This window comes from Leucobacter aridicollis (assembly GCF_013409595.1).
GTDB lineage: Bacteria > Actinomycetota > Actinomycetes > Actinomycetales > Microbacteriaceae > Leucobacter > Leucobacter aridicollis.
Window position 1 is genome coordinate 2,184,278 of the sequence record NZ_JACCBD010000001.1, and the last position, 25,033, is coordinate 2,209,310.

The window sequence follows — 25,033 nt, forward strand, 5'->3', positions numbered from 1 at the left end:
CGGCGCTCGTGGCGCTGTCCCTACTTCTTCCCGGCGCGAAGGGTCTTGTAGAGCATCTGCCCGAGCACAAAGGCGAGCAGCAGCGAGAACGCGACGTTCGACGCGAACGGCGTGATCTTCGTGGCGAACACCGATCCGAGCGGCGACAGCACGCTCGCGGCGATGCCGAGCACCAGGGCGCTGCGCAGGTCGACATTGTTGCGCTTGAAGTTGCCGATGGTGCCCGAGATTGACCCGGGAATGAGCATGAAGAGCGAGGTGCCCTTCGCGACGAGGTCGTTCGAACCGAAGAAGAACATGAGCGCGGGCACGACGATCACGCCGCCGCCGACGCCGAGGAGCCCCGACAGTACGCCCGTCACGAGGCCCAGCCCCACGAGCCCGGCGCCGACGAGCACGGAGATGTCGATCTCAGCCTCGCGCTGCGGCACCACGAACCACAGGCTCACCACGACGGCGAGCAGGAACACCATGAAGAGCCACCGCAGGAAACCGGTGGGCACCTTCGCGAGGAGGTAGCTGCCGATCTGCGCGCCGACGACGATTCCGACGGCGAGCAGGATCGCGGCGATCCAGTCGACGTTGCCCTGCACCGCGTACCCGATTCCGCCGACGACGGCCGCCGGGAGGATCGCTGCCACCGACGTTCCTGCCGCGAGCCGCTGCTGGTATCCGAGGAAGATCGTGAGGAGCGGCACGAGCACGACGCCGCCGCCGATCCCGAACAGGCCGGAGAGGATGCCGGTGATCGCGCCGAAGACGGCGAGCAGCACGATCGAGGGGCGGGGTGTGTCAAAGTCGGTCGAAGTCATCGGAACCTTTCAATGCGTAAGTCAAGCGCGGCTGGCGCGGGGCCGGGGCGGGATCCTCGGATCCGGATCGGCCTACCCGGCGCCCAGCACGACGATTGCGGAGCCGTCCGAGCGTGGGTCGCTCGCGGCCGTGTATGTGGTCTCGCCCGAGGCACCCCGGTCGATGCGCACGACGTTGGAGTGGCCGAGCGACTCGTCGCGCGACGGCACGGTGACGAGCGCGAACCCGGCGGCCTCGATCGCCTCCTTGGCCACGTCTGGCACGTCGGCCTCGACGACGACGCTCACCTGCGTGTCATCGGTGATCTCCTCCACCATCCAGCGGGGCGCATGGGTCGCGCTCGCGGGGTCCTCCCCCGCGAGCATCCGCTGCAGCAGGTGCGTGTGGACCTGCGGCTGCGCGGCGCCACCCATGGTCGCGGGCACGTAGCGAAGGTCGTCGCCGTCGAGCACCATCACGGGCATGAGCGTGTGGCGCGGGCGCTTGCCCGGCGCGAACGCGTTCGGCGACTCAGGATCGAGCGAGAACGAGGTGCCACGGTTCTGGAAGATGATGCCGCTGTCGGGTTCGAGAATGTAGGAGCCAAAGTCCCAGTACACCGAGTTGATGAAGGACACCGCCCACCCGTCGGCGCTCACCGCGGAGAAGCCGACGGTGTCGCCGCTTGCCTTCGCGTCGCCACGGATCGGACGGTCAGGCGCCGTCGCGGACACGAGTTCCGCGCCGGTCGCGCCGTCGAAGGTCGGGTCGGACAGCAGCTGGGTGCGCACGAGGTTACTCGCGTAGAACGCGCGGGCGAGTTCGCCGGCGCCGGCGCCGAGCGGGTCGTCGATGCCGTCCGTGATCGCGTTGAGCGCGCGGAGGAACATGAAACCCGACGTGTTCGGCGGGCCGGTGAGCACCCGCATCCCGCGGAACTCGGTCTCGATCGGGGTGTCCCAGAACGGGCGGTAGGCCGCGGTGTCTGCGAGCGTGATCTTCGAGCCACGCCGCGCGAGACCGGCGATCCAGGTGCGGGCGAGCTCGCCCGTGTAGAACGCGTCTGGCCCCTCGTTCGCAAGCTGCTCGAGCGAGGCAGCGAGGGCCGACTGCACGAGGGTCTCCCCCTCGGCGAGCGGCGTGCCGTCGGGGTAGAAGACTGCGCGCGCCCCGGGGTCTTTCGAGAACTCCGGCTGTGCGGCGCGCAGCTCCCGGGCGACGGAGCGCGAGTTCGGGAAGCCGTCGCGCGCGAAACCGATCGCAGGGGCGAGATGCTCGGCCCAGGCGCGGGTCGCGCCGAGCTCATGCAGCGCCTCCCAGCCGCGAATGCCACCGGGAACGGTGATGGTGTCGACGCCGCGCAGCGGGATCGCATCGCCGTGCACCTCTCTCAGCGCGTCGAGCGTCTGACCGGACGGCGCAGTTCCGGTGGCGTTCAGGAACCGGATCTCACCGTCCGGGCTGCGCACGATGGCGACGAGGTCGCCGCCGAGCGCGACGTTGTTCGGGTAGACGACGCAGAGCGTCGCGGCGGCGGTGATCGCCGCGTCGATCGCGTTGCCACCCGCGCGCAACACCGCCGCTCCGGCCTCGGTCGCGAGGTGGTGTGACGTCGAGATTGCCCCGAGCTGTGCGGCGGTCATGCGCGTGCCTCCTGGTCGTGGGTGCCGTGGGGATGGGTGTCTGGGTGAGGGCTGTCTGCGCCAGCGTCGCCGTGATCGGCGAGCGCGATCTGATCGGCGATATCGAGCACGTGCGCCCGCGCCTCGGCTTCGGCGAGATCGCCGTCACCTGCCGCGATCGCTTCGAAGATGCGTCGGTGCGCGGCGCTCGACACCTGGCGCCGTGCGCGTGTCTGATACCGGCTGCCGCGGCTCGGCGCGATCTGCTGCGCGATCTGCTCGTTGATGAGCTCGAGCAGCGGGTTGTGCGTGTACTGCGCGATCGACTGGTGGAAGGCGCGGTCGAGCTCCGCGTACCTGTCCTTCGCCGACTCGCTTTCCATCGCTTCGACAAGCTCCCGGAGCTGCGCAATGTCGCGCGGGCGAGCCCGCCCGGCCGTGATGCGAGCGATCGGTGGCTCCACGATCGCGCGGAGCTCCATGATGTCGCGAATCTCGGCGGACGCAGCGTTCACGGCTTCGCCGATCCGGTCAGCGATGCCCGAGCGCTCCCCGGGGCTGAGCACGACGGTGCCGCGGCCCGGCTTGCGGTCGATGAGTCCGCGGTTCTCGAGCTCGCGCAGCGCTTCGCGGATCGAGACGCGCGACACCCCGAGGTGCTCCGCGAGCGCCCGCTCGGGCGGCAGCCGGTCCCCTGGCGCGAGCTCGCCGTCGAGGATCAGTCGTTCGAGGTCAACCGAGAGGCGGTCCGGCAGCGACAGCGTCGTCGCGGGCTTCATGGATGTCCAATCCATCGCCACTCCTTTCGTGCGCGTCCGTCAGGTGGTGCGCTGCTGTGATGTTCGGGGTCGTTTCAGAGGCCTGTGTGGTTTCCGGCCCCCTCGAAACTACCGCGATGCCGCGGCGCTCCGGCGTAATTGACGGAGCGGTTCGCGGCAGGGTATATTTGCGTCTCGTTCGAGAAGTTGGTCAGACCAACAGTTCATTAACCATACACCGAACGCCACATCAATCGATACCCGCAGAGCCGGATCTCCGCACCACAAGCGCGACCCAGGCGAGGCCTCTGCCCGTATGCCCTCATGGAGAATCAATGACGAAATCCCGCCCCTCCACCGCCGCCTCGCCCGGCGCGCCGGAGCACACCACGCACCCCGGAACCGGTGTGACGACAGCCCTCGGCATCGTGGTCGACGACGCGAAACCGAGCGGCCTACTCACGCTCTCCGGCGTCGAGATGTGGGAGCGCTTCAGCTTCTACGGCCTGCAGGTCCTGCTCGCCTACTACCTCTACTACTCGCTCGGCGAGGGCGGGCTCGGCCTCCCCCAGCCTGTCGCGCTCGGGATCGCTGGCGCCTACGGCGGCCTCGTCTACATCGCGCAGATCGTCGGCGCCTGGGTCGCCGACCGCGTGCTGGCACCCAAGTACGTCGTCCTCGTGGGCGGCTCCGCAATCCTCGCTGGCCACATCATGCTCGCCGTCGTCCCCGGCCTCATCGGGCTCATCGTCGGCCTCGCGCTCATCGTGATCGGCACCGGCGGCCTGAAAGTGAACACGACCATGATGGTCGGCGAGCTCTACCCGAACGGCGGGCCCCGACGCGACGCCGGCTACTCGATCTACTACATGGGCATCACCATCGGCGCGTTCGCCGGGCCGCTCGTCACCGGATGGCTCAACCAGTCCTGGGGCTTCCACGTCGCCTTCGGCGCCGCCGCAGCCGGCATGGCCCTCGGCCTCGGCCAGTACGTGTTCGGCATGCGCCGCCTGCCCGCAAGCACCGGGGTCGTTCCGAACCCCCTCCCCGCCGCCGAACGAGCACGCTGGATCTGGATCACCGCGATCCTGATCGTCGCAATCACCCTCGCGGTCGCGTTCGGCCTGGTGCGGCCCGACAACATCAGCAACGTCGTCGCGCTCGTCGTGCTCGTCGCGACGCTCGGCCTGTTCACGATGCTGCTCACGAACCGCAAGGTGACCAGGCAAGAGCGACGCGCTGTCGTACGCTACATCCCGGTGTTCCTCATGAGCCTGGTGTTCTGGACGCTCCTGTTCCAGCTCTTCACCGCCTTCGCCGTGTTCGCGGACACGAAGATTCACCTCACCGTCGGCTCGCTCACCATGCCGCCCTCGCTCATCGTGACCCTCGAGAGCCTCGCCGTCGCGGCCATCACCGCGCTGCTCGCTGTCCTCTGGACCCGCAGCCGTGCCTCGCGCATGCAGCCCGTCACGAAGCTCGTCGTCGGCGTCATCGCGATGTCCGCCGGCGCGGCGATCATCGTGCCGTTCGGCCTCGCAGCGGGCGTCACCATGCCGCTGCTCGTCGCGCTGCTCGTGATGGTGTTCTTCGCGTTCGGCGAGTCCCTCTTCGCGCCGTCCGCGCTGTCATTCACGGCCGAGCTCGCGCCGAAGGCCGCGACGTCGCAGATGACCGCACTGTACTTCCTCACCATGGCGGGCGGCTCGACCTTCGCCGGGTGGATCTCCCAGTCGTACCGGGAGGGCGCGGAGGCGCAGTACTTTGGCACCGTCGCAGTCGTCTCGCTTGCGCTCATCGTCGCACTCGGTGTCGCGTACAAGCTCGTCGACCGGGCGATGTCGAGCCGCTAGCTGGGATGCCGACCGTGGGCTGACCGTGGGCTGGCCTTGGGCTGGCCTTGGGCTGGCCGTGGGCTAGTCGTGCGCTGTCCGTGGGCTGGCGAAGCGCTGTCCGTGGGCTAGTCGCACCACGGGCGTCTGCTGGGCGGGGTGCGCCACCTTTCGAGGTGGTGCACCCCCGCCCTGTTGCGTCCGGACCCGCAGCCGCGAGGTCCGCTCGGTGGTCCGACCCGGCCAATGCTGGGTGACCCGCTCCCCTCCCCGAGTGAGCCTCCCCCCTCCCAACGAGCGCCTCCTCCTCTCTAGGAGCGCCTCCCTCTCTCCAGGAGAGCCTCCCTCTCACCCGCGAGAGAGCCCTTTTCTTGCACGGCAGCCGCTTACCGACGGGAGGTAAAAGCCTCGCTGGCGAGAAACCTACTCTTCGGCGGGTCGGGAGAGACCGGGAGGCACGAAAAACGGGTGTGGCCCGGAGGGAGGACCAATATCCCTCCGGGCCACACCCGTTGCGTGCTGAGCCGTGCTAGTTACCGGCCTCCAGGGCCCGCGTCAGCGCGTCCTCGAGTCGCTCGTCGGCCTCTGCGAACTTCTTCAGATCGCCATCCTTCATGGCCGCGGTGCGGTCATCGATGGCCTTCTTCATGTCCTGCAGCGCCTGCTTCAGCGCCGGCGAGGCCTGCGAACCGGAGCCGTCGCCTGGCTCGGCGGTCTCGCCGTCAGTGCCGGGATCCGGATCAGCGGGAACATCGCTATCGCCGTCGCCGGCGTTCGCGCCCGAGTTGCCGCCGAACAGCTCGTCAAGTGCCTTGTCGAGGGTGTCCTCGAACGCGATGTCGTCACCGAACGAGACGAGCACCTTCTGCAGCAGCGGGAACTTCGTTCCAGTCGACGCCTCGAGGTAGACGGGCTGCACGTAGAGCAGACCACCACCGACCGGGAGGGTCAGGAGGTTACCGCTGATCACGCGCGTGCCGCCCTGGCGCAGCAGGTTCAGCTCGGTCGACACCTTCGGATCGGTGTTGAAGCTGTTCTGCACCTGACCCGGAGCCGGGATGGTGTTGCTCTTGGGGAGCGTGAGCAGCTTGAGCGTGCCGTAGTCTTCCGATACCTTGCCGGCCTCGGAGCCCGCGTTCGAGTTCGCCGCGAGGTACCCCGTGAGGATGTCTCGGGCGGTCTCGCCTCGCGCGTCAGGAATGTACGTCGAGTAGATCGAGTACGTGGGATCCGCACCCTTGCCCGCGGAGAGCGTGAGGTAGTACGGCGGCTGCGCAGGGTTGCGCTCGTTCTCGTTCGCGCTCGCTACCGGATCGTCAGGCGTACGCCACGCGTCCTCGGCCGAGTAGAACGCCCCGGCGTCGGTCACGTGGTACTTGCTCAGCACCTCGCGCTGCACCTTGAACATGTCAGTCGGGTAGCGCACGTGGCTGAGCAGTTCGCCGCTCATGTCGTCGACGCTCTTCAGCGTGCCCGGGAAGATCTTGCTCCACGACTTGAGGAGCGGGTCCTCGCTGTCCCACGCGTACAGGTCAACACTGCCGTCGTAGGCGTCGACAGTGGCCTTCACCGAGTTGCGAATGTAGTTCACCGGCTTGGCGAGCATGCTCGCGCGCTGGTTGTCCGCGTCAACGGTCAGCGCGTTCATGTCGGTGACCTCGGAGTACGGGTACTGCGCGGAGGTCGTGTAACCGTCGATGATCCACTTGAGCTTGCCGTCCACCACCGACGCGTATGGTGCCGCATCGATCGTGAGGTACGGCGCGACCTTCTGGACGCGCTCAACCGGGTTACGGTCGAACAGGATCTGCGAGCCGTCAACCACGGCGCCAGACAGCAGAATCTCGACGTCCTGGAACTTCAGCGCGAACATGATCTTCGAGAAGATGTTGCTCAGCGTCGGCCCGCCCTCGCCCTTAAAGGTGGTGAGGTTTGCGCGGCCGCCAGCTGCGGCCTCGACGTCGCCCTCGGCTGCGTCACCGGCGTCGGCCGGCACGTCTTCCTCGGCGGGAGCCTCCGTTGCCGGGGCTTCCTCGGTCGCCGCCTCGTCACCCGCGGTGGCGTCTGCGGTGGTCTCGGCGTCAGCGTTCTCCTCGGCCGGGGTCGCCCCCTCAGCCTCGGCGGCCGGGGCCTCCGGCGTGCTCTCGATGTCCGACGGGAAGTCGAGCTCGATGGCCTTGTCGCGTTCGCCGCCGACGATCGAGTACTCGGGCGAATCCATGCCGAAGTAGACGCGGGGCTCGAACTCGCCCAGGCGGCCGCTCGTGGGGATGCCGCTCTCGAGGAAGACGGGCTCGCCACCGGGCGAACGCTGGTTGCCGTACGCGGCGACCAGGCCATAGCCGTGCGTGAACACGAGCGTGCGGTTGTACCAGCTGGTCTGTCCCGAGATGTCGATGTCACGGATGGCCGAGACGGTGTCTTCGACCTGCCCGTCGAGCTCGTAGCGATCGACGTTCAGCGACTTCGGGAACTTGTAGTACTGCTTCGACTGCTCGAGCTGCGCGAAGGTTCGCGAGATGACCTCGGGGTCCATGATGCGGATGTTCGAGGTCGCGACCGCGTCGTTGCGCAGCGCGCCCGGCTCGGCATCAGTGACGGCGTCGTAGCGCTCGACCTTCACCTCGTCGAGACCGTAGGCCTTTCGCGTCGCATCGATGTTTCGACCGATGTACTCGGACTCCATGCTCTGCTCGTCGGGGACGACGCGGAACTGCTGGATTGCCCACGGGTAGCCGACGCCGAGCACGAGGCTCGAGACGATGAGCAGGGCGGTGCCAATGACGGGGATCCGCCACTTGCCGGTGACCGCGGTCACGATGAACAGCACGGCGACGATCGCAGCGATGCCGGCGAGGATCTGCTTGCCGGGGATCGTCGCGTGGACGCTCGAGTACATCGCACCCGTCGCGTACCCCTCAGTGCTCGTGACCGTGGCGTACTGATCGAGCCAGAGGCTCACCGCCTGGATGACGAGGTACAGGGTCGCGAGGATCGCGGTCTGAATACGGGTCGACTTCGAGACGCGGAGCTCACGCTCGTTGAACGAGATGCCACCGTACAGGTAGCTCGTGGCCGCACCGACGAGCAGCGAGATGAGCACGACCGCCGAGGCGAACGAGGTCACCGACTGCCAAAGTGGGAGGTCGAAGAGGAAGAAGGAGATGTCGAAGCCGAACTGCGCGTCCTTCTCGCCGGAGGGCTCCGAGTTCCACCAGAGCAGCACGGTTCGCCAGCTCGAGGCGGCGGCGATGCCGGCAAAGATGCCGAGCATCGCGGGCAAGAGCCACTTCACGAGGCGCCGCAGGGGTTCGATCACCTCCTGGTAGCGGTCAAGTTGCGCGGTCAGCCGGGCATACACCGGGCGCTTCCGGTACGCAATGTCAATGGCGAGGAACACCGGGATCGACATCGCAAGGAAGCCGACGATGAACATGGCGCCTGCCGCGATCCACTGCGTCGCAAACACGGGCAGATACCCGAGCTGGTTGAACCATAGGATCTCGGTCATCACTGACGAGACCGCGAGGAACGCGATGATCAACGCGACCACGAGAATGATCGTGATTGCGAGCGGGGAAAGACGGCGCGATCGGGGGGCAGAAGTAGTCTGTTCGGTCACCCTACAAGCGTAGCGTTTAGCCGCTGAAATTCCTGTGCGAGTCGAAACACCGCGACACCTGTTCGCAGTCGGCGCAATGAAATCGCCTCACTCTCGGCGCCGTCTCACCGTGCGTGCCGTAGCGTTAGCAGTGTACGAGGCATGAGGAGAACGCCGTGAACAACGACGATATGCAGCCAGGCGGGCCGGACGAGTCGTCGGGCCCCAACTTTGAAGAATTGCAGCGTCTGCTGCAGAACATGTTGAGCGGTCAGCAAGACGCGGAGCTCGACCCGACCGTGCTCGCAAAAGCAGCGGGCATCTCCGCCGATCCTGCGGTGCTCGGCGCGCTGTTCTCCACGCTACGCGGCGCGATGTCGAACCCGAGCGACAAGATCGATTGGTCCGTCGCCCGCCGAACCGCGCTCGACGCCGCCGGCGGCGATGCCGGGGCTGACGCTGGCCCGGCGAACCGCGCGTTCCCGCTCGCGTCGCTGTGGCTCGATGAGGCGACGGAGCTCGGCCCCGTGTCCGATTCACCCCGCACGGTCAATCGCATCGAATGGGTCCAGCGGTCTATCGACACGTGGATCAGCCTCGCTGAGCCCGTCGCCGAGTCGGTCTCGCAGGCGCTCATGAACTCGATGAGCACGCAGATGCCGGAGGAGATGGCGGCCGCGTTGCAGCAGGCCAGCCCGATGCTCCGCAGCGTCGGCGGCGCGCTCTTCGCGGTGCAGCTTGGCTCAATCGTTGGCCAGTTGTCTGGCGAGGTCGTCTCCGCCGGCGACATCGGCATCCCGCTGTTTGAGGGCGCCGGGTACGAGGGCGGTGCGCTCCTGCCGAGCGGTATCGCGAAGTTCGCCGAGGGCCTCGATCAGGATCTCGAAGCGGTCACCCTGTATCTCGCGGTGCGCGAGCTCGCGCACGCCCGCCTGTTCCGACACACGAAGTGGCTCCGGCTCCACCTGCTCACCGCGATCACGGACTACGCGCGCGGGATCCACATCGACACCGACCGCATCGAGGAGTTCTCGCGCGATCTCGATCCGTCGCAGCCGGACCAGATTCAGGAGATCCTCGCCAGCGGCGCGCTCTTCCCACCGAAGACCCCCTCGCAGGAGGCGGCACACGAGCGGCTCGAGACGATGCTCGCCCTCATCGAGGGCTGGGTCGACATTGTCACCGAGGACGCAACGAGCCGGCTCCCCGGCGCGGGCGCGATCGCCGAGATGGTGCGCCGCCGACGCGCGACCGGTGGCCCGGGTGAGCGCGCCTTCGCCGCCCTCGCCGGCCTCGAACTCCGTCCCCGACGGCTGCGCGAGGCCGCCGCAATGTGGCGTGCCGTTGTCGACCGCGGCGGCATCGCGACGCGTGACGGCCTGTGGTCGCACCCCGACATCATGCCGACGGCCGAGGAAATCGATGCGCCGGATCTGCTCCTCACCCGCATCGGCCTGCTCGGCGACGGCACCCCGGAGAGCGATCCGTTCGACGACGAGCTCCGTAAGCTGCTGAGCGGCGAGAACTCCGCGGACGGCCCCGACTCAACGGGCGATTCGAGCGGCGACTCCCCCGCGACCTAGTTACCTCGGCGCCGCCCTGGCGCACGTTCTCTGCCGAGCGTGGCCGGGCGCCTCCCAACGTTGCCCACAGGGCCACGAGTTCTCGCGCAGAGCTCGCGGCCCTGTGGAAAGCGGGCCCGAGCCCCGCGGCGCGGCCCAGACTACTGGGCATGACCCCGTATCTCTCGCTCACCCAGATCAATCCAGACCTCCCCGTCGTGTGGCAGGACCCGACCACGCTCCGCGTCGGATTCGACCGTGCCATAGCAACGCTCGCGGCGGCGGCGCCTGCCACGCAGACGGTGGTCGCGCGCCTCATTCGCGGTGCAAGCGACACCGAGCTCGCGATGAGCGGGCCCGCCGCCGTTGAGCATGCAGTCGGTGAGCTCGGCCCGGTCTTGGTTCGCCGCTCAGTGCCAGCCGGAACGGTCACCGCGCGGGAGACGCTCGGAACCCAAGACGTTCCTGCGGCTGTGCTGCAGGCCGCCCCACGCAACCCAGCCTCGGCCGCGCTGCACCGGGCGGCCGACGCCCTCGGCCGGCAGGCGGGCCGGGGCACTCGCACGGCCTCCCCCGGCGGCGGCGCGCCCACCGAGGTGCTGCCGCCCGGCGACGTCCCGCCCGCCGACGTCCCGGCCGCCGACCGCCTCCCGGCCGCCGATGGTGTCTCGCCAGCCACCGGTCTCCCGCCCGACGACGGCTGCCCGCCCACCGACGGCTGCCCGCCCACCGACGACGTCTCGCTGCGGCCCGCGCCAAGCACTCGCGTGTTCGACGACGGTGTTGGTGTGCCCGGCCTGCGGGAGGCGCTGGCGCGGAGCTCCGCGTGCGTGTTGCGCCGCGACAAGAAGCCGCCCGACCTCGCCATTCAGGTGCTCCGGTTCCTCGAGCCGCTGGGCCGAACGGCGCGCTGGCTGAGCGCGGGGGTGCCGCAGCTCGTCGTCCGGTTCAGCGACGCTGCGGCACGGGTCGGGCCGCTGGTCTCGGCCGACGGCTCACCGTGTCACGGGTGCGAGGTGCTCCATCTCACCGACGCGGACCCTGCGCTGCCAGCCATCGCCGCGCAGCTCACCGACGTCCGGCCGGGCAGCGAGACGGGCGAGGTCGCGCAGATCGTCGCAGCCGCCGCACTGCAGTTCGTCCACGCTTGGCGGCGCGGCGAGGCCTGGGTGCACACCCGTCAGCTCGAACTGCCCGTCGCACGCGGCACGATTTGCGCGTTCCCGCGCCTGCGTCGGATCCACACGCACCCCGACTGCGGGTGCGCGATCAGCGGCCCACCCCGGCCTCCGCCACAAACCGTGACGGCTGGCGTGCGACACGAGCCGCGCTCGCGAAGCCCGACAGCAACAGCACGTCGCGCGCGCGGGTGAACGCGACATAGGCGAGCCGGCGCTCCTCCTCGATCGCCTGCTCGGTCTGGGCGTGCGAGATCGGGAAGATCCCCTCGCTAAGGCCAACGACGTGCACGAGCGGCCACTCCAGGCCTTTCGCCGCGTGCACCGCGCTGAGGGTCACGGCTTCCATCTTCGGTTCGTGCTGCGACCGCTGCCGGGCGAGAAGCTCTTCGCTGAAGCGCACGATCGTGGTGCCCGCGGGCATGTCGTCGGCCAGCGACAGGATGGAGTTCAGCGCTTCCCAGCGTTCCCGTTCAGCGGACCCCTCGGGAGGCTTGGCAGTCCAGCCCACCTCCCGGAGCATGTCGCTCACGATCTGGAACAGCGGGCGGTCGTCGCCGGCCTTCGCCTGGCCGCGGATGAGCAGGATCGCGCGCCGCACGTCGGCACGGTCGTAGAACCGCTGGGCGCCATGCACGCGGATGGGAATGCCCTCGCTCGCGAGCGCCTCCTCGATCCGCGCGGACTGCGCGTTCGTTCGATAGAGCACCGCGATGTCAGAGGCTGGCGTGCCCCCGCGCCGGGCCTGCGCGATCGCTTGAGCGACCGCGCGCGCCTCATCCTGCTCGGTCTGGAACCACGAGAACTGTGGGACCGCGTCGTCGGCCGGGCGCATGGGGCTGAGCTGCAGCGCGCCGGGCTTGTCCCGCATCAGTCGGTTCGCGCCGACGACGATGGGCGGCGTGGAGCGGTAGTTTCGCTCGAGCTTGAATTCGCGGGCGTTCGGGTACTCGGCTCCGAATCGGAGCAGGAACGAACTCGACGCCCCGGCGAACGAGTAGATGGTCTGGCTCGCGTCGCCAACGACGCACAGGTCGTCGCGGGCGCCCAGCCAGAGGCGAAGCACGTGATGCTGGAGGGGCGAGACGTCTTGGAACTCGTCGACGGTGAAAAACCGGTACTGTTCGCGCACCTGCAGCGCGGCGCGCGGCTCGACCTCAAGCATGCCCGACAGCAGCACGAGCACGTCTTCGAAATCGATCTGGCGGCGCTCCTCGAGGAGCTTCGTGTAGCCCTCGTGGATGTCGAGCAGCTTCTCGCTCTCGACCCCCGCGAGTGCGGGCCGATTCGGGAGCTGTTGGGCGTAGGCGTCCATGCTCAGGAGCGACACCTTCCGCCACTCGATCTCGGCGGCGATGTCGCGCAGCGTTTCGCCGCCGAGCCGCAGCCCCATCGACTCGACGGTCTGCGAGATCGCGGCGACCTTCCCCGGAAGGATCTGGGGCGCGTCTCCCCCGACAAACTGGGGCCAGAAGTGGCTGAGCTGGGCCAGCGCGGCACCGTGGAACGTCCGCGCGCGGACCCCGTCAGCGCCGAGTTCCCGCAGGCGCCCCTGCAGCTCACCCGCCGCCTTCCGGGTGAACGTCACGGCGAGCACACGCTGCGGATCGTACACCCCGGTCCGCACGCCATAGGCGATGCGGTGCGTGATCGCGCGCGTCTTGCCGGTGCCGGCGCCAGCGAGCACCGCGACGGGGCCCCGAAGCGCCTGGGCGATCTGCCGCTGATCAGGGTCGAGGGCCTCGAGGATGCTTGCCGCTTCGCTCGTCACAGAGCCCCGTCCTGCGCCCAGGTGTCGAGCATCCAGCCCGCGATCGACAGCGACCCGGGAAGCAGCAGGCCGGCCTGCGGCGAGCGAATTTCCTCGCGCGTGAACCAGCGCAGCTCCGAGATCTCGGTCGGGTCCGCGACGAGCGCGGCCGGGTCCTGCCCGGGCGCAAGGTGCGCATGGAAACCGAGCATCAGCGAGCGCGGGAACGGCCACGGCTGCGATGCGATGTACCGCACATCGCCGACCCGCACCCCGGCCTCCTCGAAAACCTCGCGCGCCACGGCGTTCTCGAGCGTCTCGCCCGCCTCAACAAACCCCGCGAGCAGCGAGAAGCGGCCCGTCTCCCAGAGCACGTTCGATCCGAGCAGCACGCGGTCCTCGTGGGTAATGAGGACGATGACCGCCGGATCCGTGCGGGGAAACAGTTCGCCCCCGCTCGAGGTGCGCCGCGACCATCCGCCGTCCGCGATCTCGGTCGGTTCGCCGTCCCGCGGTGAAAACCCTGCCGCCTCGTGCCAGCGGATCACCGCGAGCGCCATCGTCACGAGCTCGCGCTCGGCGTGGTCAAGCTTCATCACGGCGTGGAAGGGGTGCTGCCACGCGACGCCAGGCTCGCTCGCCGATTCCTCGGTGGCGACGGCAAAGACCGGCGTGCCGTCGCGTCGCCCGAGATAGATGCGCTCATCTTCGGGGACGGCCACCTCGGCGGCCGGCACGAGGGCGAGGCTCCGGTCGGCCGCACGCACGGGCACGTTGGGCCCGGCGATGCGCAGCACGAGCGCGCCGGGCGCGGCCCACGCGGCCGCGAGCGCCTCGACCGACCCACGCGTTGGCGCGTCCCGGTCGATGATTCCTCCAGCCAGCGGCACTCGTTCCACACTCATACAACGATCTTCTCAGACTTCCCGCCGCTCGCCGCGCGGCGAATCCTTAGAGACTGCAGCACGGTGCGCGTGGCGCACCGCCCGATGCCCGAGTGATGCATACGCTAAATGACATGGCCACCCTTCCCCTCACCCTCGCAGCGCTCGCGACCTCGGCGGTGCCCGGTCTCGTGGCGGTCGCTGTCCGACCACACCACGGCGCCGGCGAAGAGTACGCCGCGGCCGTGCTCACGACCCCAGACGACGAGGTCATCGTCAGCGTGCCGCGGACACAACAGGCCGAAACCGCCCAGTCCGCGTCGCTGCTCGGCCTCGCCGCGCTGACGGAGGGGGCCCGCGCAGAGCTGCCATTCGACGCGCCCCGCCCCCTCGGAATGACCCGCGCAGGTGACACGCGAGCCGTCGCAACAACGTACCTGCCGGGGTCGCGATTCGATGTCGGGGATCTCAGCTCCGACGCGATCCTCATCGACTCGATCGCGGAGACGATCGCCGCGATCCATGCGCTCCCCCGCAGCGTCGCGCAGCAGGGTGGTCTCGTCGAACGCACGACGCGCGACCAGCGGCTGCTCGTCACGCGGATGGTGGATCGCGCGCAGGCGACTCGCTACCTGCCGCAGACCGTTCACGCCCGGTGGACCGAGGTGCTCGAAGCGGCCGAGCTCTGGGACTTCGAGCCCAGGATGGTGCACGGCACGCTCACGGCCGACACGCTGCTCGTCGACAACGACCGCGTTGTCGGCGTGCTCGACTGGTCGGGGCTCTCGGTCGGCGACCCGGCGAGCGACGTCGCTTGGCTGTACGAGGCGGGCGACGGCGTCTTCGACGCCGTGCTCTCGAGCTACGCGAAGCTCTCGGGCGTGGGAGACTCGGCGGCGCTGCGCAGCCGAGCGACGCTCTACCACGAGCTGGAAATCGCGAAGTGGCTGCTGCACGGCATCGACGTGCACGACTCGGAGATCATTGACGACGCGGTCGGCATGCTCGACAGGCTCGTCGACCGGCTCAGCATTCTCACGGCCGCGGTGCCCGGCCGCGATCCGCTCGACGAGGCCGCCGCGATCGAGCTTCTCGAGCAGACGCCCGCCGTCTCGGATCGGCTCTCGGAGACCGCGGCCTTCGAGGCGCTCGATGAGGATCGAATGTTCGGCTTCGACACCGATTTCATCGACCCGCTCCCAGCCGAGGATGCTGCGGACACCCCCGCCGGAGCCGACGGCGTGGGTGCGAGCGAGGATGACGCTGACCTGCAGCTCACCGAGCCCGTCGACGATCTCCTCACCGAGCCGATCAACGACGACGACCTGCCGGAGCCGCGCCGCGACTGACGGCAGCTACTCGGTGAGCTTCGCCGCAGCCCCAAGCCAGGCCGCCTCGAGCTCGGCGATGCTGCGTACTTCGGCCCGGCGGATCTCAACGTTCTCGGCGACGTAGAACAGTGAGACGTCGATGCGTTCGGGGTCGATCCCTGCCCACTGCGCGTAGGCGTGCCGGTAGAGGTCGAGCTGGAAGAACCGGCTCTCGCGCTCGGCGTCCGTCGCGGGCGCGCGGCCCGATTTCCAGTCGACGACCTCGAACCGCGGCTCGGCGTCCGGCTCGACCGGCACGTCGCCGGGCGTTCCGTGCTCTGGCGTCTCCGTCGGGTCGAGCTGATAGACCGCGTCGAGCTTGCAGACGAGCGTGCGGCCCGCGAACGGGAGGGCGACTTCGAGCTCGACCGCGATCGGCTGCTTCGCCGCCCAGCGTGACCGCTCGTAGACGTCGATGAGCGGTTCGAGCTCCGCCTCGACGTCGAATTCGGTGCGGCCGGAATCCCACTCTTCCGGGTCGAGTCCGAGCAGCGGCAGGGCGGTGCCGCCCGGCGTCGTCGCGCGCCGCTCGACCCACTCGTGGAAGCGGTTCCCGACGCGAGTGCGTCGGTATGGTCGCTGCGGGACCGGTCGGAGCCTGCGCCGCTCAGCGGCGACGGGATCCTCAACGAACTCATGGAAGGTTGACGCGGTAATGCGTTCGGGGAGCGGCTCGGTCGCGGCGCTCGCGGCGGTCGCGAGCCGGTCGGCGGCCGCACGCTCGGCGAGCAGCAACCTGACGGTTTCGTCGATTCCGGGCTGTGCGGCCCCCGCGGTCGATTCGGGGTCTGGGCCGGTGGCCTCGCCGAGGGATTCGAGCACCGCGTGTGCCGCGCGAAACACGTTCGGGGCGCGGTGGCCGAGTGGGTCGAGCGGCCAGGTGGCGGTGAGCTCGGCGATCTCGCTCGGGTCCGTCTCGTGCACGGACTCGGCCGGCAGCCCAGGGAAGAACTGCTCCTGCAACTCCTGCAGATAAACCGACGGGACCCGCGCGCGCGTTTGACCGCCCCAGAATGAGCCCGACAGCAGCAGCCGCCCCGCCGAGCGGGTGATCGCGACGTAGGCCAGGCGCCGTTCCTCCTCGGCGTGGCGTTCCTTGAGCTCGGCGCGGTACTCGTCGAGCCGTTCGCACAGCTCCTTCTGCGTCGTGGCAATGCGCCAGTTCAGCTGCGGCCGGGCGCCGCGGTCGCCGCGCAGTTCGTCGGGAAGTTCGCCGGTGCGGAGCCACCCCGAGCCGCTCCTCGCGCTGCCGGGGAACTCGTCGGTGACGAGGCGCGGCACCGCCACGATGTCCCACTGCAGCCCCTTTGAGCCGTGCGCGGTAATGAGCTGCACGGTGCCGGGCAGGGGCGCGGCGACGTGTTCGGCGACGTCGTCGTCCTCGAGCGCGCGCTCCACCCATTCGAGCAGGGAGGCGAGCGTGCCGCGCGTATCGATCGCGAGAAAGCCTTCGGCGAGGTCGGTGAACGCTTCGATGTTCGCGAGCGCCCCGGCTGCGGCGCCCCGCGCCTCGTTCGCTTCGAGCTCGATGTCGAGGCGAAGCGCGTGCATCACCGAGCCAATGAGGTCGGCCGTGTTTCCGCCGACGCCGCGGCGGAGGTCGCGCAGCATCTGGCCGGCCTCCCGCAGCCGTTCCCTCCCGACCGGGGATACGCCCCGGAGCGCACCGTGATCGAGGGACTTCATCGTCGCGATCGCGTCGAGCGCGTCGATGAGGGTGAACTCCCGGTCGGGGTCGGGCAGCACGCTGTCTGCCTCGCGATCCTCGTCCGCGAGCGGCTGCAGGGCGACGTCGCGCTGGGCGAACCAGCGCGCCGCGTCGCGCAGCCCGGCGAGGTCAGCCACCCCGATCCGAAAGCGCGGGCCCGCCAACAGCCGGATGAGGTCTCCCCCAGCGTCCGCGTACCAGAGGCAGCGCAGGCAGCTCACGATATCGGTGATCTCCGGGGTGCTGAGCAGCCCACCGAGGCCGACGATGCGGTTCGGCACGCCGGCTTCCGTGAGTGCGGCGGAGAATGCAGGCATCGCCGCCCGCTTCCGGAAAATAACGGCGGCCGTCGGCAGTTCTCCGTTCTTGCCAGGCGTTGTCTCTCGAGCATTGGCAATCCAGGCGGCGAGCAGCTCGCGCTCCTCATGCACGGTCTCCGGGTAGACGACCTCGACCTCGCCGTCACCTGCCCCGGGTTTCGGCCGCAGCTCGGGCACGTCGACCGCGGCGTTCATGCGCAGCTCGGCGGCGACGGTGTTCGCCGCGGCGAGCACGAGCTTGGGGTTGCGCCAGCTCACGGACAGGGTGAGCGTCGCCGCGGCGTCTCCGCCGCGGAAGTCGCGGTGGAACGACCGCAGCCCCTCGGCGGACGCCCCGCGCCACGCGTAGATGGACTGGTGCGGATCGCCGACGGCCATGACCGGCATGCCGCCGAACAGCTGCGCGAGCAGCCTCGTCTGTCCCACCGAGGTGTCCTGTACCTCGTCGAGCAGCACGGCGCGGTAGCGCGCGCGCAAGACTCCAAGCGCCTCGGGCGCCGCATCGAGCGTCTGCGTCGCGAGCGCGAGCTGATCGGAGAAGTCGATGAGGCCGCGCCGCTGCTTCTCGTCGCGGTACGCGCGCGCGAGTCGGGTAATGAGCGGGGTTTCGGCGATGGCCTTCACGGCGTCGCGCACCTTCGCGTAGACCTTGCCGCTCGGCTTCTCCGGGTCTTCTTTGTCGTTGTACGGCAGCCGCGTAACTGCGGTGAACTCGGCGACGAGCTGATCCACCCGGTCGAAGCTCGTGAGGTGGTCTGCCACTGCCCGATCCATCGCGATGACGTGCCTGATGAGCGTCGGGGTGCGCAGCTCGCTCGTGACGAGGTCTGGGTCGTCGCTCGCGAGGAGCGTCTCGCGGGCGACCCGCCACGCCGTCGCTTCGTCGATGACGACAGCGCCGGGGGCGAGGCCGGCCGAGGCGCCGAACTCCTGCAGCACGCCAGCGGCGAACGAGTTGTACGTGCTCACGTCTGGCAGGGAGAGCCCGTCAGCAAGCTGCTCCTGGAGGTCGTGTGACCGTTCGAGTTCCTCCTCCGTGAGCTCACCCAGCTCCGCGAGATCGCCGAGCCGCGCGACGAACGCGCCGAGGCTGCCGACGATACGCTCCCGCAGCTCGCCCGCGGCCTTTCGCGTGAAGGTGAGGCCGAGCACGGAGTCTGGCTCGGCAAGCCCGTTCGCGACGAGCCAGACGACCCGGTTCGCCATCGTTTCGGTTTTGCCGCTGCCCGCGCCGGCGATGACGAGCGTGCTCCCGGCGAGCGGATGCTCGATGACCGCACGCTGCTCGTCGGTCGGCAGGAGCGGCTGTTCGCCTGGCTTCGTCAGGATCTCGGCGACTCGGGCCGCAGAAAATACGGGAACGCTCACGCGTGACTCACCGCCTGGATGATGTGCAGCCGGCAGTTGCCGGGCCGATGCGGATCTGAACAGTGGTGCTCTACCCGTGCGGTGAACGCTCTGGCAGCCATGGTGTCGGCGACGTCGGCGATCCGCGCGACGAGCTGCTCACGGGCGTCCTCGCTGAGACCCGACTGCTCCCGCAGTACATAGCCTTTCCCCCGCGCCGCGTCCGGGTGGACGTAGAGGAGCTTGGCGGCGGTGCGCACGTCGGCGCCGACTTCGACGTCGCCGGTGTCAAACGCGCCGAGGAGCACCCCGAGTTGGTAGGCCTGCAACTGCACGTGTTCCTCGGCTTCGGGTTTCGTCGCGGGGGTACGCCCGGTCTTCAGGTCGACGACGGTCACCTCGGTGCCGCTGCCACCGCGCTGCACCTCGAGCCTGTCGGCGATACCGCGCAGCTCCGCACGCCCCACGGCGAGGCTGAACCCGGACTCCTGCCCCAGCAGTTCCTTCCCCGACGCTTCAAACTCGCGGAGGTAGTCGGAGAGGCCACCAGCCATCTGCGCGGCGGTGCGCCGCGCCCGCTCCGACTCCCACTCGGCATCAAACGGGAGCTTTTTCCATTCGGCGAAGATCGCCCCGAGCATCTCGTCCGGGTCGTGTCCTTCGACAGTCTCGAGCGCGTGGTGTACGAGCGTGCCGAGGCTCGCCTGGACGCTGCCGGCTCCCCCGCCGAGCGCGCCGATGACCCAGTCCAACGCGCACGTCTCGGCCTTCTCGAGCTGCGACGGGCTCACCGGCACGGGGCGCGGCTCTTCGTCGGCGGCCGGCTCATACAGGGGCGCCGTTGTCGAGGGTTCGAGCACGCCGTACCAGTCGCGCGGGTGGGCTCCGCTGACGTCGGCCCGCGCGAGGGCGCGCAGCGAGATGACGGCGGTCGCGTCGGCCGCGTCCTCAACGACGCGGCGGCGCATCGCAGCGGTGATGCCGCGAAGCGTCAGCCTGGAGCTCGGCAACCCCGTCACGGCAAAGTCGCTGCCGAGGCCGAAGAACGGGCTCGGGTGACTGTTCTCGTCGGCAACCGCGGCGACGAGCAGCTCGTCCCGCGCTCGCGAGCACGCGTGCAGGAACAGCCGCAGCTCGTCGTGGGTCGTGTCTCTGCGCGACGGCATGAGCGCCTCGCCGCCGCGCAGCCAGCGCTCGAGCGCCGCAGTGCCGAGCAGCGAACCGCGCGCACGCAGGTTCGGCCATGACCCGTCTTGCACCCCGATCACCGCGACGAGCGAGAACTCGCGTCCGATCATGCCCTGCGGCGTGGTGACCGTCACGGTCTGCCGCTCGCTGCGTTGCGCGAGCGAGTCCTCGGGAACGGTGTTGCGCAGGATGTCGTCGAGCAGGTCGGCGATGGGCTGCTCGCTGTCCTGTTCTTCGTGGCGCTGGAGCGCGAAGAACAGCCCGACGACCGCATCAAGCGAGCGGTTCGCCTCGTCGGCGCGGAGGCCGCGGCCCGCGATCGCTTCCTGCTGCCAGCGGTCGGCGAGTTTTGCCCCGTCCCAGAGCGCCCAGAGCACCTCTCGGGGCGTCCCGCCGCCCTCGCGCACCTTGAGGCCCGCGGCGGCCATCAGTCCAAGCTTGCGGATCGCTCGACCACCGGCGCTGTCGATCGCAGGGCTCGGGCCAGGAAATTCGAACGCCTCGAACACGAGTTCGTCGACTGTGAGCGGCTCGCGCGCTTCCTCCCGCGCGGCGCGGCGTTCGTCGAGCAGCAGCCCGCCTCGCAGCCTACGCACCGCGACGGCGTCAAGCCCGCCGATAACGCCACCTGCCAGACGCAGCACCCCCTGGGCGTCGAGCGTCGCGATGCCCAGCGCGTGTTGGAGCAGCGCGACGAGCTCACGCACCACCTGGTGCTCGCGCAGCACGATGCCACCGGCAGCGACGCCGGTCGGGACCTGGTGGCCGGCGAGCAACCGCGCGACCCGGGTCACCTCGGCGCGGGTACGACACACGACGGCCATCTCGCCCCACTCAAGCGCGCGCTCGCTGTCGAGCCCAAGCTTGCGCGCGCGCATCCGGTGCGCAATCGCGCCGAGCTGCTCGGCCGGCGAGGTCATGCGCGCAAACTCGACGCTGTCACGACCGCCACCCACGCGGCCGGCGGTGGGAGGCGTCGCGCCCCCGCGATCCGAGTCGGCGACGCCGTCGACCGCCTCCTCAGCCCCAGCACCAGCACCAGCCTCGGTCGCTGCGACACTCACCGGAACACTCTCCGCGGCCCGGTGCGCAGCGCCCCCAGCGGAGCCGATGCGCGTGCTCAGCCCACGCACGAAACCGCGGATCGTGGCGCCGTGCCGATAGACGGTGTCGAGCACGACAAGCTGCTCGGCTGCGGCCGGCGGCGGCGTCCAGCCGCGCCGCACGAGCTCGGCAGTGAGCCCGGCAAGGACGCGCGTGTGCTCGCCCTGGAACGCGCTCGTCGCCAGGTCAGGATCGCCGAATGCCCACACCGCGCTCCCCGCCGTCGCGCACGCGGCGACGAGAGCGAGCTGCCCCTCGCCAAGCTCTTGCGCGTCGTCGATGAGGAGCAGCCTCGGTGCCGGCGCCTGCCCGTCACGAATCGCCTGCGCGGCAAGCCGCAGCAGCCCGCTCGAGCTGACCTCTTGCGCGCGCGACTGCTCGAGGCCCTGCTGGACGTCCTGCAGCACGTCAAGCGCTTCGACCCAGCGCGCGGCAAGTCCCGGGTCCGGGCCCGCCGAGTAGGCGAGGTTTCGAGCCTCGGCGAGCGCCCCCGTGAGCGATGCGGCGAGCGCCGCCGGGGTGAACCCGAAGTCGTCGAGCACTCGCCAGAGCTCGCGCAGCTCCGCACGGAAGGGCGCCGACAGCAGCACGTCCGTCGCGAGGCCGCCCTCCCCCCGAGCCGCGTCGGCTTGGATGCGGGCCTCGACGGTCTCCGCGATCGCCTCGTCTTGCACAGTGCCGGTCAGGAGCCGTGGCGGCGCCTCACCGGCTGTCGCCGCCGCGCGACCGAGCACCGAGAACGCGAACGAGGAGGCCGTGCGCACCGGCGCACCCCCGACCGCCCTGTCGAGCCGCTTGTGCACCCGCTCTCGCAGGCTCGCGGCAACGAGCCGGTTCGGTGCGAGCACAAGCGCGTCGCCCTCTTCCCACCCCGCGAGCGCCATCGCGCGGGCAAAACTTTCGACGAGCAGCTCGGTCTTCCCGGTGCCCGGAGCCCCAAGGACCCTCGCATGCGCCCGCGGATCGAGCGCGAGCACGCGCTGCTGCGAAGTGTCGAATGCGATCATGCATTCAGCCTACTGAGCACCACCGACATCGGCGGCGGGGCATGTGCAATACTCAAAGCTGTTTCAGTGTGTACGCACGCCCCTCAGAGTGGAGGACCGATGACCCAGGCAGCAGGCGCGCCCCAGATGATTCCCGCGAGCGAGACGCCACGAAAGAAACGTCGGGCGTTGCGCGTGATCGGCTGGATCATCGCCGCGCTGGTCGTGGTCGCGCTCATCGCGGCGGGCCTCGGCGTGTGGACGGTGCAACGATCCTTCCCCACAGTCTCGGGGACCGTCGCGGCCGCCGGCCTCGCGGGCGAGGTCACGGTGCAGCGCGACGAGCGCGGGATCGCGACGATCACCGCCGACTCGACCGACGACCTGTTCTTCTCGCAGGGGTACGTGCACGCGCAGGATCGGTTCTGGGAGATGGACTTCCGCCGCCACCTCACGAGCGCCCGACTGTCCGAGCTGTTCGGTGAGTCCCAGGTCGGCACTGATTCGTTCCTGCGCACCCTCGGGTGGCAACGCATCGCCGAAGAGGAGTTCGCGGCGCTGAGCCCCGAGGCCAGGTCGTACTACGAAGCGTACGCGGCCGGCGTGAACGCCTACCTCGCAGATCACAGCGGCAGTAAGCTCTCGCTCGAATACGCGGTGCTCGGCCTCCAGAACTCCGGCTACGAGCCCGAGCCCTGGCAGCCCGCAGACTCGATCGCGTGGTTGAAAGCCATGGCCTGGGATCTTCGCACAAACATCGAGGACGAGACCGCCCGCGCGCTCCAGGCGCAGTTCCTGGACGCTGACGAGCTCGCCGAGCTCTACCCGGGCTACCCGTTCGAGGAGCACCCGGTCATCCTCGCGGACGATCCGGCGGGGCGGCGGGTCGTCGCCGTCGGCAAGCTCGAGCAGGGCGCCGCGTTCGTTCAGGATCGGTTCGCAGGGCTCGTCGAGTCCCTCAACCTCGAGCCCCTCGAGGAGCTGCTCGGCAAGGTCGATTCGCTCATCACACAGCAGGGCGAGGGCATCGGCTCGAACTCCTGGGTGGTCTCGGGGGAACACACGACGACGGGCGCGCCGCTGCTCGCGAACGATCCGCACCTCGGCGCCGCGCTGCCGTCTGTCTGGACGCAGATGCAGTTGCGCTGTTCCACCGTCTCCGAGGAGTGCCCGTTCGACGTCGCCGGCTTCAGCTTCTCGGGCCTGCCCGGCATCGTCATCGGCCACAACCAGAACGTCGCGTGGGGGTTCACGAATCTGACGACCGACGTCGCCGACCTGTTCGTCGAGAGCGTTGACGGGGACAAGTACTGGTACGACAACGAGTGGCACGACATGGCCACGCGCGAGGAGACCATTAAGGTCGCGGGCGGCGACGATGTCACCCTCACCGTGCGAGAAACGGGGCACGGCCCCATCGTCTCGGGCCTCACCGGCGAATTCACGGAGATCGCCGAGGCCCCGCGCGCGGAGACCCCGGAGGGGAAGATCCTGCCCGTCGGCCCCGGCGACATCGGCGGCACCATGCCCTACTCCGAGGCTGCGCTGGCGCTGCGGTGGACCGCGCTCGACGCCGGTTCCACCCCCGAGGCGATCTTCATGCTCAACCGCGCCGAGAATTTCACCGATTTCCGCGAGGCCGCGAGCAAGTTCGATGTGCCCGGCCAGAACCTCATCTACGCCGATCCCGAGGGCAACATCGGCTACCAGGCGCCAGGCAAGCTCCCCATCCGCGCGACGGGTCAAGAGGGCTATCTGCCCACGCCCGGCTGGTCGAGCGAGTACGACTGGCAGGGGTTCATTCCGTTCGAGGAGCAGCCCTGGTCGTACAACCCGAAGTCCGGCTACATCGTCACGGCGAACAACGCGATCGTCAACGACGACTACGCGCACTTCCTCAGCCGTGACTGGGACTACGGCTATCGCGCCGCCCGGATCGTCGAGCTCCTCGAGGAGAAGATCGCCGCTGGCCCCGTCAGCGCTGCCGATCTCGCCGAGATCCACATGGACAACCAGATGCCGGCCGCGCAGGCGCTCAAGGACGCGTTTGCTGGCCTGTCTGCCGAGGACGACAACGTGCAGAAGGCACTCGACCTGCTCGCCTCGTGGGACGGCCAGAACGCGATGGACTCCGCGCCGGCGGCCTACGCGAACGTGCTTTGGGAGCACCTCACACAGCGGATGGTGTCGGGGCGGGAGGGTGACATCCCCCGCGACGACCAATCCCGGTTCGCCAGGGTGCTCGCGCTGCAGCTCGCAGACCCCGAATCTGAGTGGCTGACGGCCGGTGGCACGCAGACACGCGAGGAGGTTCTGGCAGGCGCGGCACGCGACGCCTATGCGGAACTCACGAAGTTGCAGGGCACGAACCCGGAGAAGTGGAACTGGGGGAAGCTGCACGCGATTACGCTGACGCACGGCACGTTCGGGGAGAGCGGCATCGCGCCGATCGAGGCGCTGTTCAACCGCGGACCCTACGACACGTCGGGCGGTTCAGGCGTCGTCAACGCAACGGGGTGGGCGCTCGGCGAGGGCTACCAGACCACCACCGTGCCGTCGATGCGAATGGTCATCGACGTCTCGAACTGGGATGCGTCGACCTGGCAGAATCTCACCGGCCAAAGCGGACACGCGTTCCACAAGAACTACACCGACCAGGTCGACGGCTGGGCGACAGGCGAACAGTACGCCTGGGCGTTCAGTACGAAGGCCGTCGATGCTGCGACGAAGGATACGCTCACGCTGACCCCCGCCGACTAGCCCCAGCCGACGAGGCTCAGCCGACCAGGCGCAGCGGGGCGGGCCCGCCCTGCCAGTCCCGAGGGCTCAGCGCGCGTGGCCCGCACGTTGTCCATGGGATCTGCAATTTGAATGCTCAAAGGAGACGAGTTCGACATTAGGACAGCCGATCCCATGGGCATGCGCTGGTGGCAGCACGGCGTGCCAACCGGACTTGCGCTGGTGGCAGCACGGCGTGCCGATCTGTGGCGCGCTGGTGGCAGCGCGGCGTGCCAACCTGCGGTGCGCTGAC

The 25,033-nt window shown here is 69.3% G+C and carries 13 protein-coding genes; 5 read left to right on the forward strand and 8 right to left on the reverse strand.

Translation table 11 applies throughout. The features are described from left to right. Window positions 1-20: 20 nt before the first annotated feature. From BJ960_RS10160 to BJ960_RS10170, 3 genes are all read right to left on the reverse strand, one after another. Window positions 21-812 (reverse strand): sulfite exporter TauE/SafE family protein, encoded by a 792-nt coding sequence (locus tag BJ960_RS10160; RefSeq protein WP_185987204.1) that lies wholly within the window; start codon window positions 810-812, stop codon window positions 21-23. 72 nt (window positions 813-884) lie between these two features. Beyond that, the gene (locus BJ960_RS10165) at window positions 885-2,435 is read right to left on the reverse strand and encodes a gamma-glutamyltransferase family protein (protein ID WP_185987205.1); all 1,551 of its coding nucleotides are present in this window, start codon (window positions 2,433-2,435) and stop codon (window positions 885-887) included. Next, on the reverse strand, window positions 2,432-3,208 hold the full coding sequence (locus BJ960_RS10170) for a FadR/GntR family transcriptional regulator (protein ID WP_185987206.1): 777 nt from the start codon (window positions 3,206-3,208) through the stop codon (window positions 2,432-2,434). The genes BJ960_RS10165 and BJ960_RS10170 overlap by 4 nt, the downstream gene beginning before the upstream one ends. A gap of 299 nt (window positions 3,209-3,507) precedes the next feature. Between BJ960_RS10170 and BJ960_RS10175 the strand changes: the two genes are divergently transcribed. Then, window positions 3,508-5,025 carry a peptide MFS transporter gene (locus BJ960_RS10175; RefSeq protein ID WP_185987207.1) on the forward strand — a complete coding sequence of 506 codons (1,518 nt, stop codon included), beginning with the start codon at window positions 3,508-3,510 and terminating at the stop codon, window positions 5,023-5,025. A gap of 508 nt (window positions 5,026-5,533) precedes the next feature. Here the strand turns inward: BJ960_RS10175 and BJ960_RS10180 are convergent. After that, window positions 5,534-8,626 carry a UPF0182 family membrane protein gene (locus tag BJ960_RS10180; protein ID WP_185987208.1) on the reverse strand — a complete coding sequence of 1,031 codons (3,093 nt, stop codon included), beginning with the start codon at window positions 8,624-8,626 and terminating at the stop codon, window positions 5,534-5,536. Between the two features lie 155 nt (window positions 8,627-8,781). On the opposite strand from BJ960_RS10180, the gene BJ960_RS10185 reads away from it, so the two are divergent. Then, window positions 8,782-10,188 carry a zinc-dependent metalloprotease gene (locus tag BJ960_RS10185; RefSeq protein WP_307814609.1) on the forward strand — a complete coding sequence of 469 codons (1,407 nt, stop codon included), beginning with the start codon at window positions 8,782-8,784 and terminating at the stop codon, window positions 10,186-10,188. Window positions 10,189-10,337: 149 nt separating this feature from the next. Further along, window positions 10,338-11,540 carry a hypothetical protein gene (locus BJ960_RS10190; RefSeq protein WP_185987209.1) on the forward strand — a complete coding sequence of 401 codons (1,203 nt, stop codon included), beginning with the start codon at window positions 10,338-10,340 and terminating at the stop codon, window positions 11,538-11,540. Here BJ960_RS10190 and BJ960_RS10195 read toward each other — a convergent pair. Beyond that, window positions 11,437-13,116: an ATP-dependent helicase gene (locus BJ960_RS10195; RefSeq protein ID WP_185987210.1), complete on the reverse strand. Its 1,680-nt coding sequence runs from the start codon at window positions 13,114-13,116 to the stop codon at window positions 11,437-11,439. The genes BJ960_RS10190 and BJ960_RS10195 overlap by 104 nt on opposite strands. Further along, window positions 13,113-14,000, reverse strand: a complete 888-nt coding sequence (gene nudC / locus BJ960_RS10200; RefSeq protein WP_185987211.1) for an NAD(+) diphosphatase — start codon at window positions 13,998-14,000, stop codon at window positions 13,113-13,115. The genes BJ960_RS10195 and nudC overlap by 4 nt, the downstream gene beginning before the upstream one ends. Window positions 14,001-14,113: 113 nt before the next feature. Here nudC and BJ960_RS10205 point away from each other — a divergent pair, with 113 nt between their 5' ends. Continuing rightward, entirely contained in the window at window positions 14,114-15,328 is a 1,215-nt protein-coding gene (locus BJ960_RS10205; RefSeq protein ID WP_185987212.1) for a phosphotransferase, read from the forward strand. 6 nt (window positions 15,329-15,334) lie between these two features. On the opposite strand, the gene BJ960_RS10210 is transcribed toward BJ960_RS10205, so the two are convergent. Both BJ960_RS10210 and BJ960_RS10215 read right to left on the reverse strand, forming a co-directional pair. Continuing rightward, window positions 15,335-18,745, reverse strand: a complete 3,411-nt coding sequence (locus BJ960_RS10210) for an ATP-dependent helicase (protein ID WP_185987213.1) — start codon at window positions 18,743-18,745, stop codon at window positions 15,335-15,337. Further along, complete coding sequence (locus BJ960_RS10215) at window positions 18,742-22,023, reverse strand: UrvD/REP family ATP-dependent DNA helicase (protein WP_185987214.1); 3,282 nt, start codon at window positions 22,021-22,023, stop codon at window positions 18,742-18,744. Before BJ960_RS10215 ends, BJ960_RS10210 begins: the two co-directional genes overlap by 4 nt. 99 nt (window positions 22,024-22,122) lie before the next feature. Between BJ960_RS10215 and BJ960_RS10220 the strand changes: the two genes are divergently transcribed. Then, window positions 22,123-24,762: a penicillin acylase family protein gene (locus BJ960_RS10220; protein ID WP_237463464.1), complete on the forward strand. Its 2,640-nt coding sequence runs from the start codon at window positions 22,123-22,125 to the stop codon at window positions 24,760-24,762. Window positions 24,763-25,033: the final 271 nt, after the last annotated feature.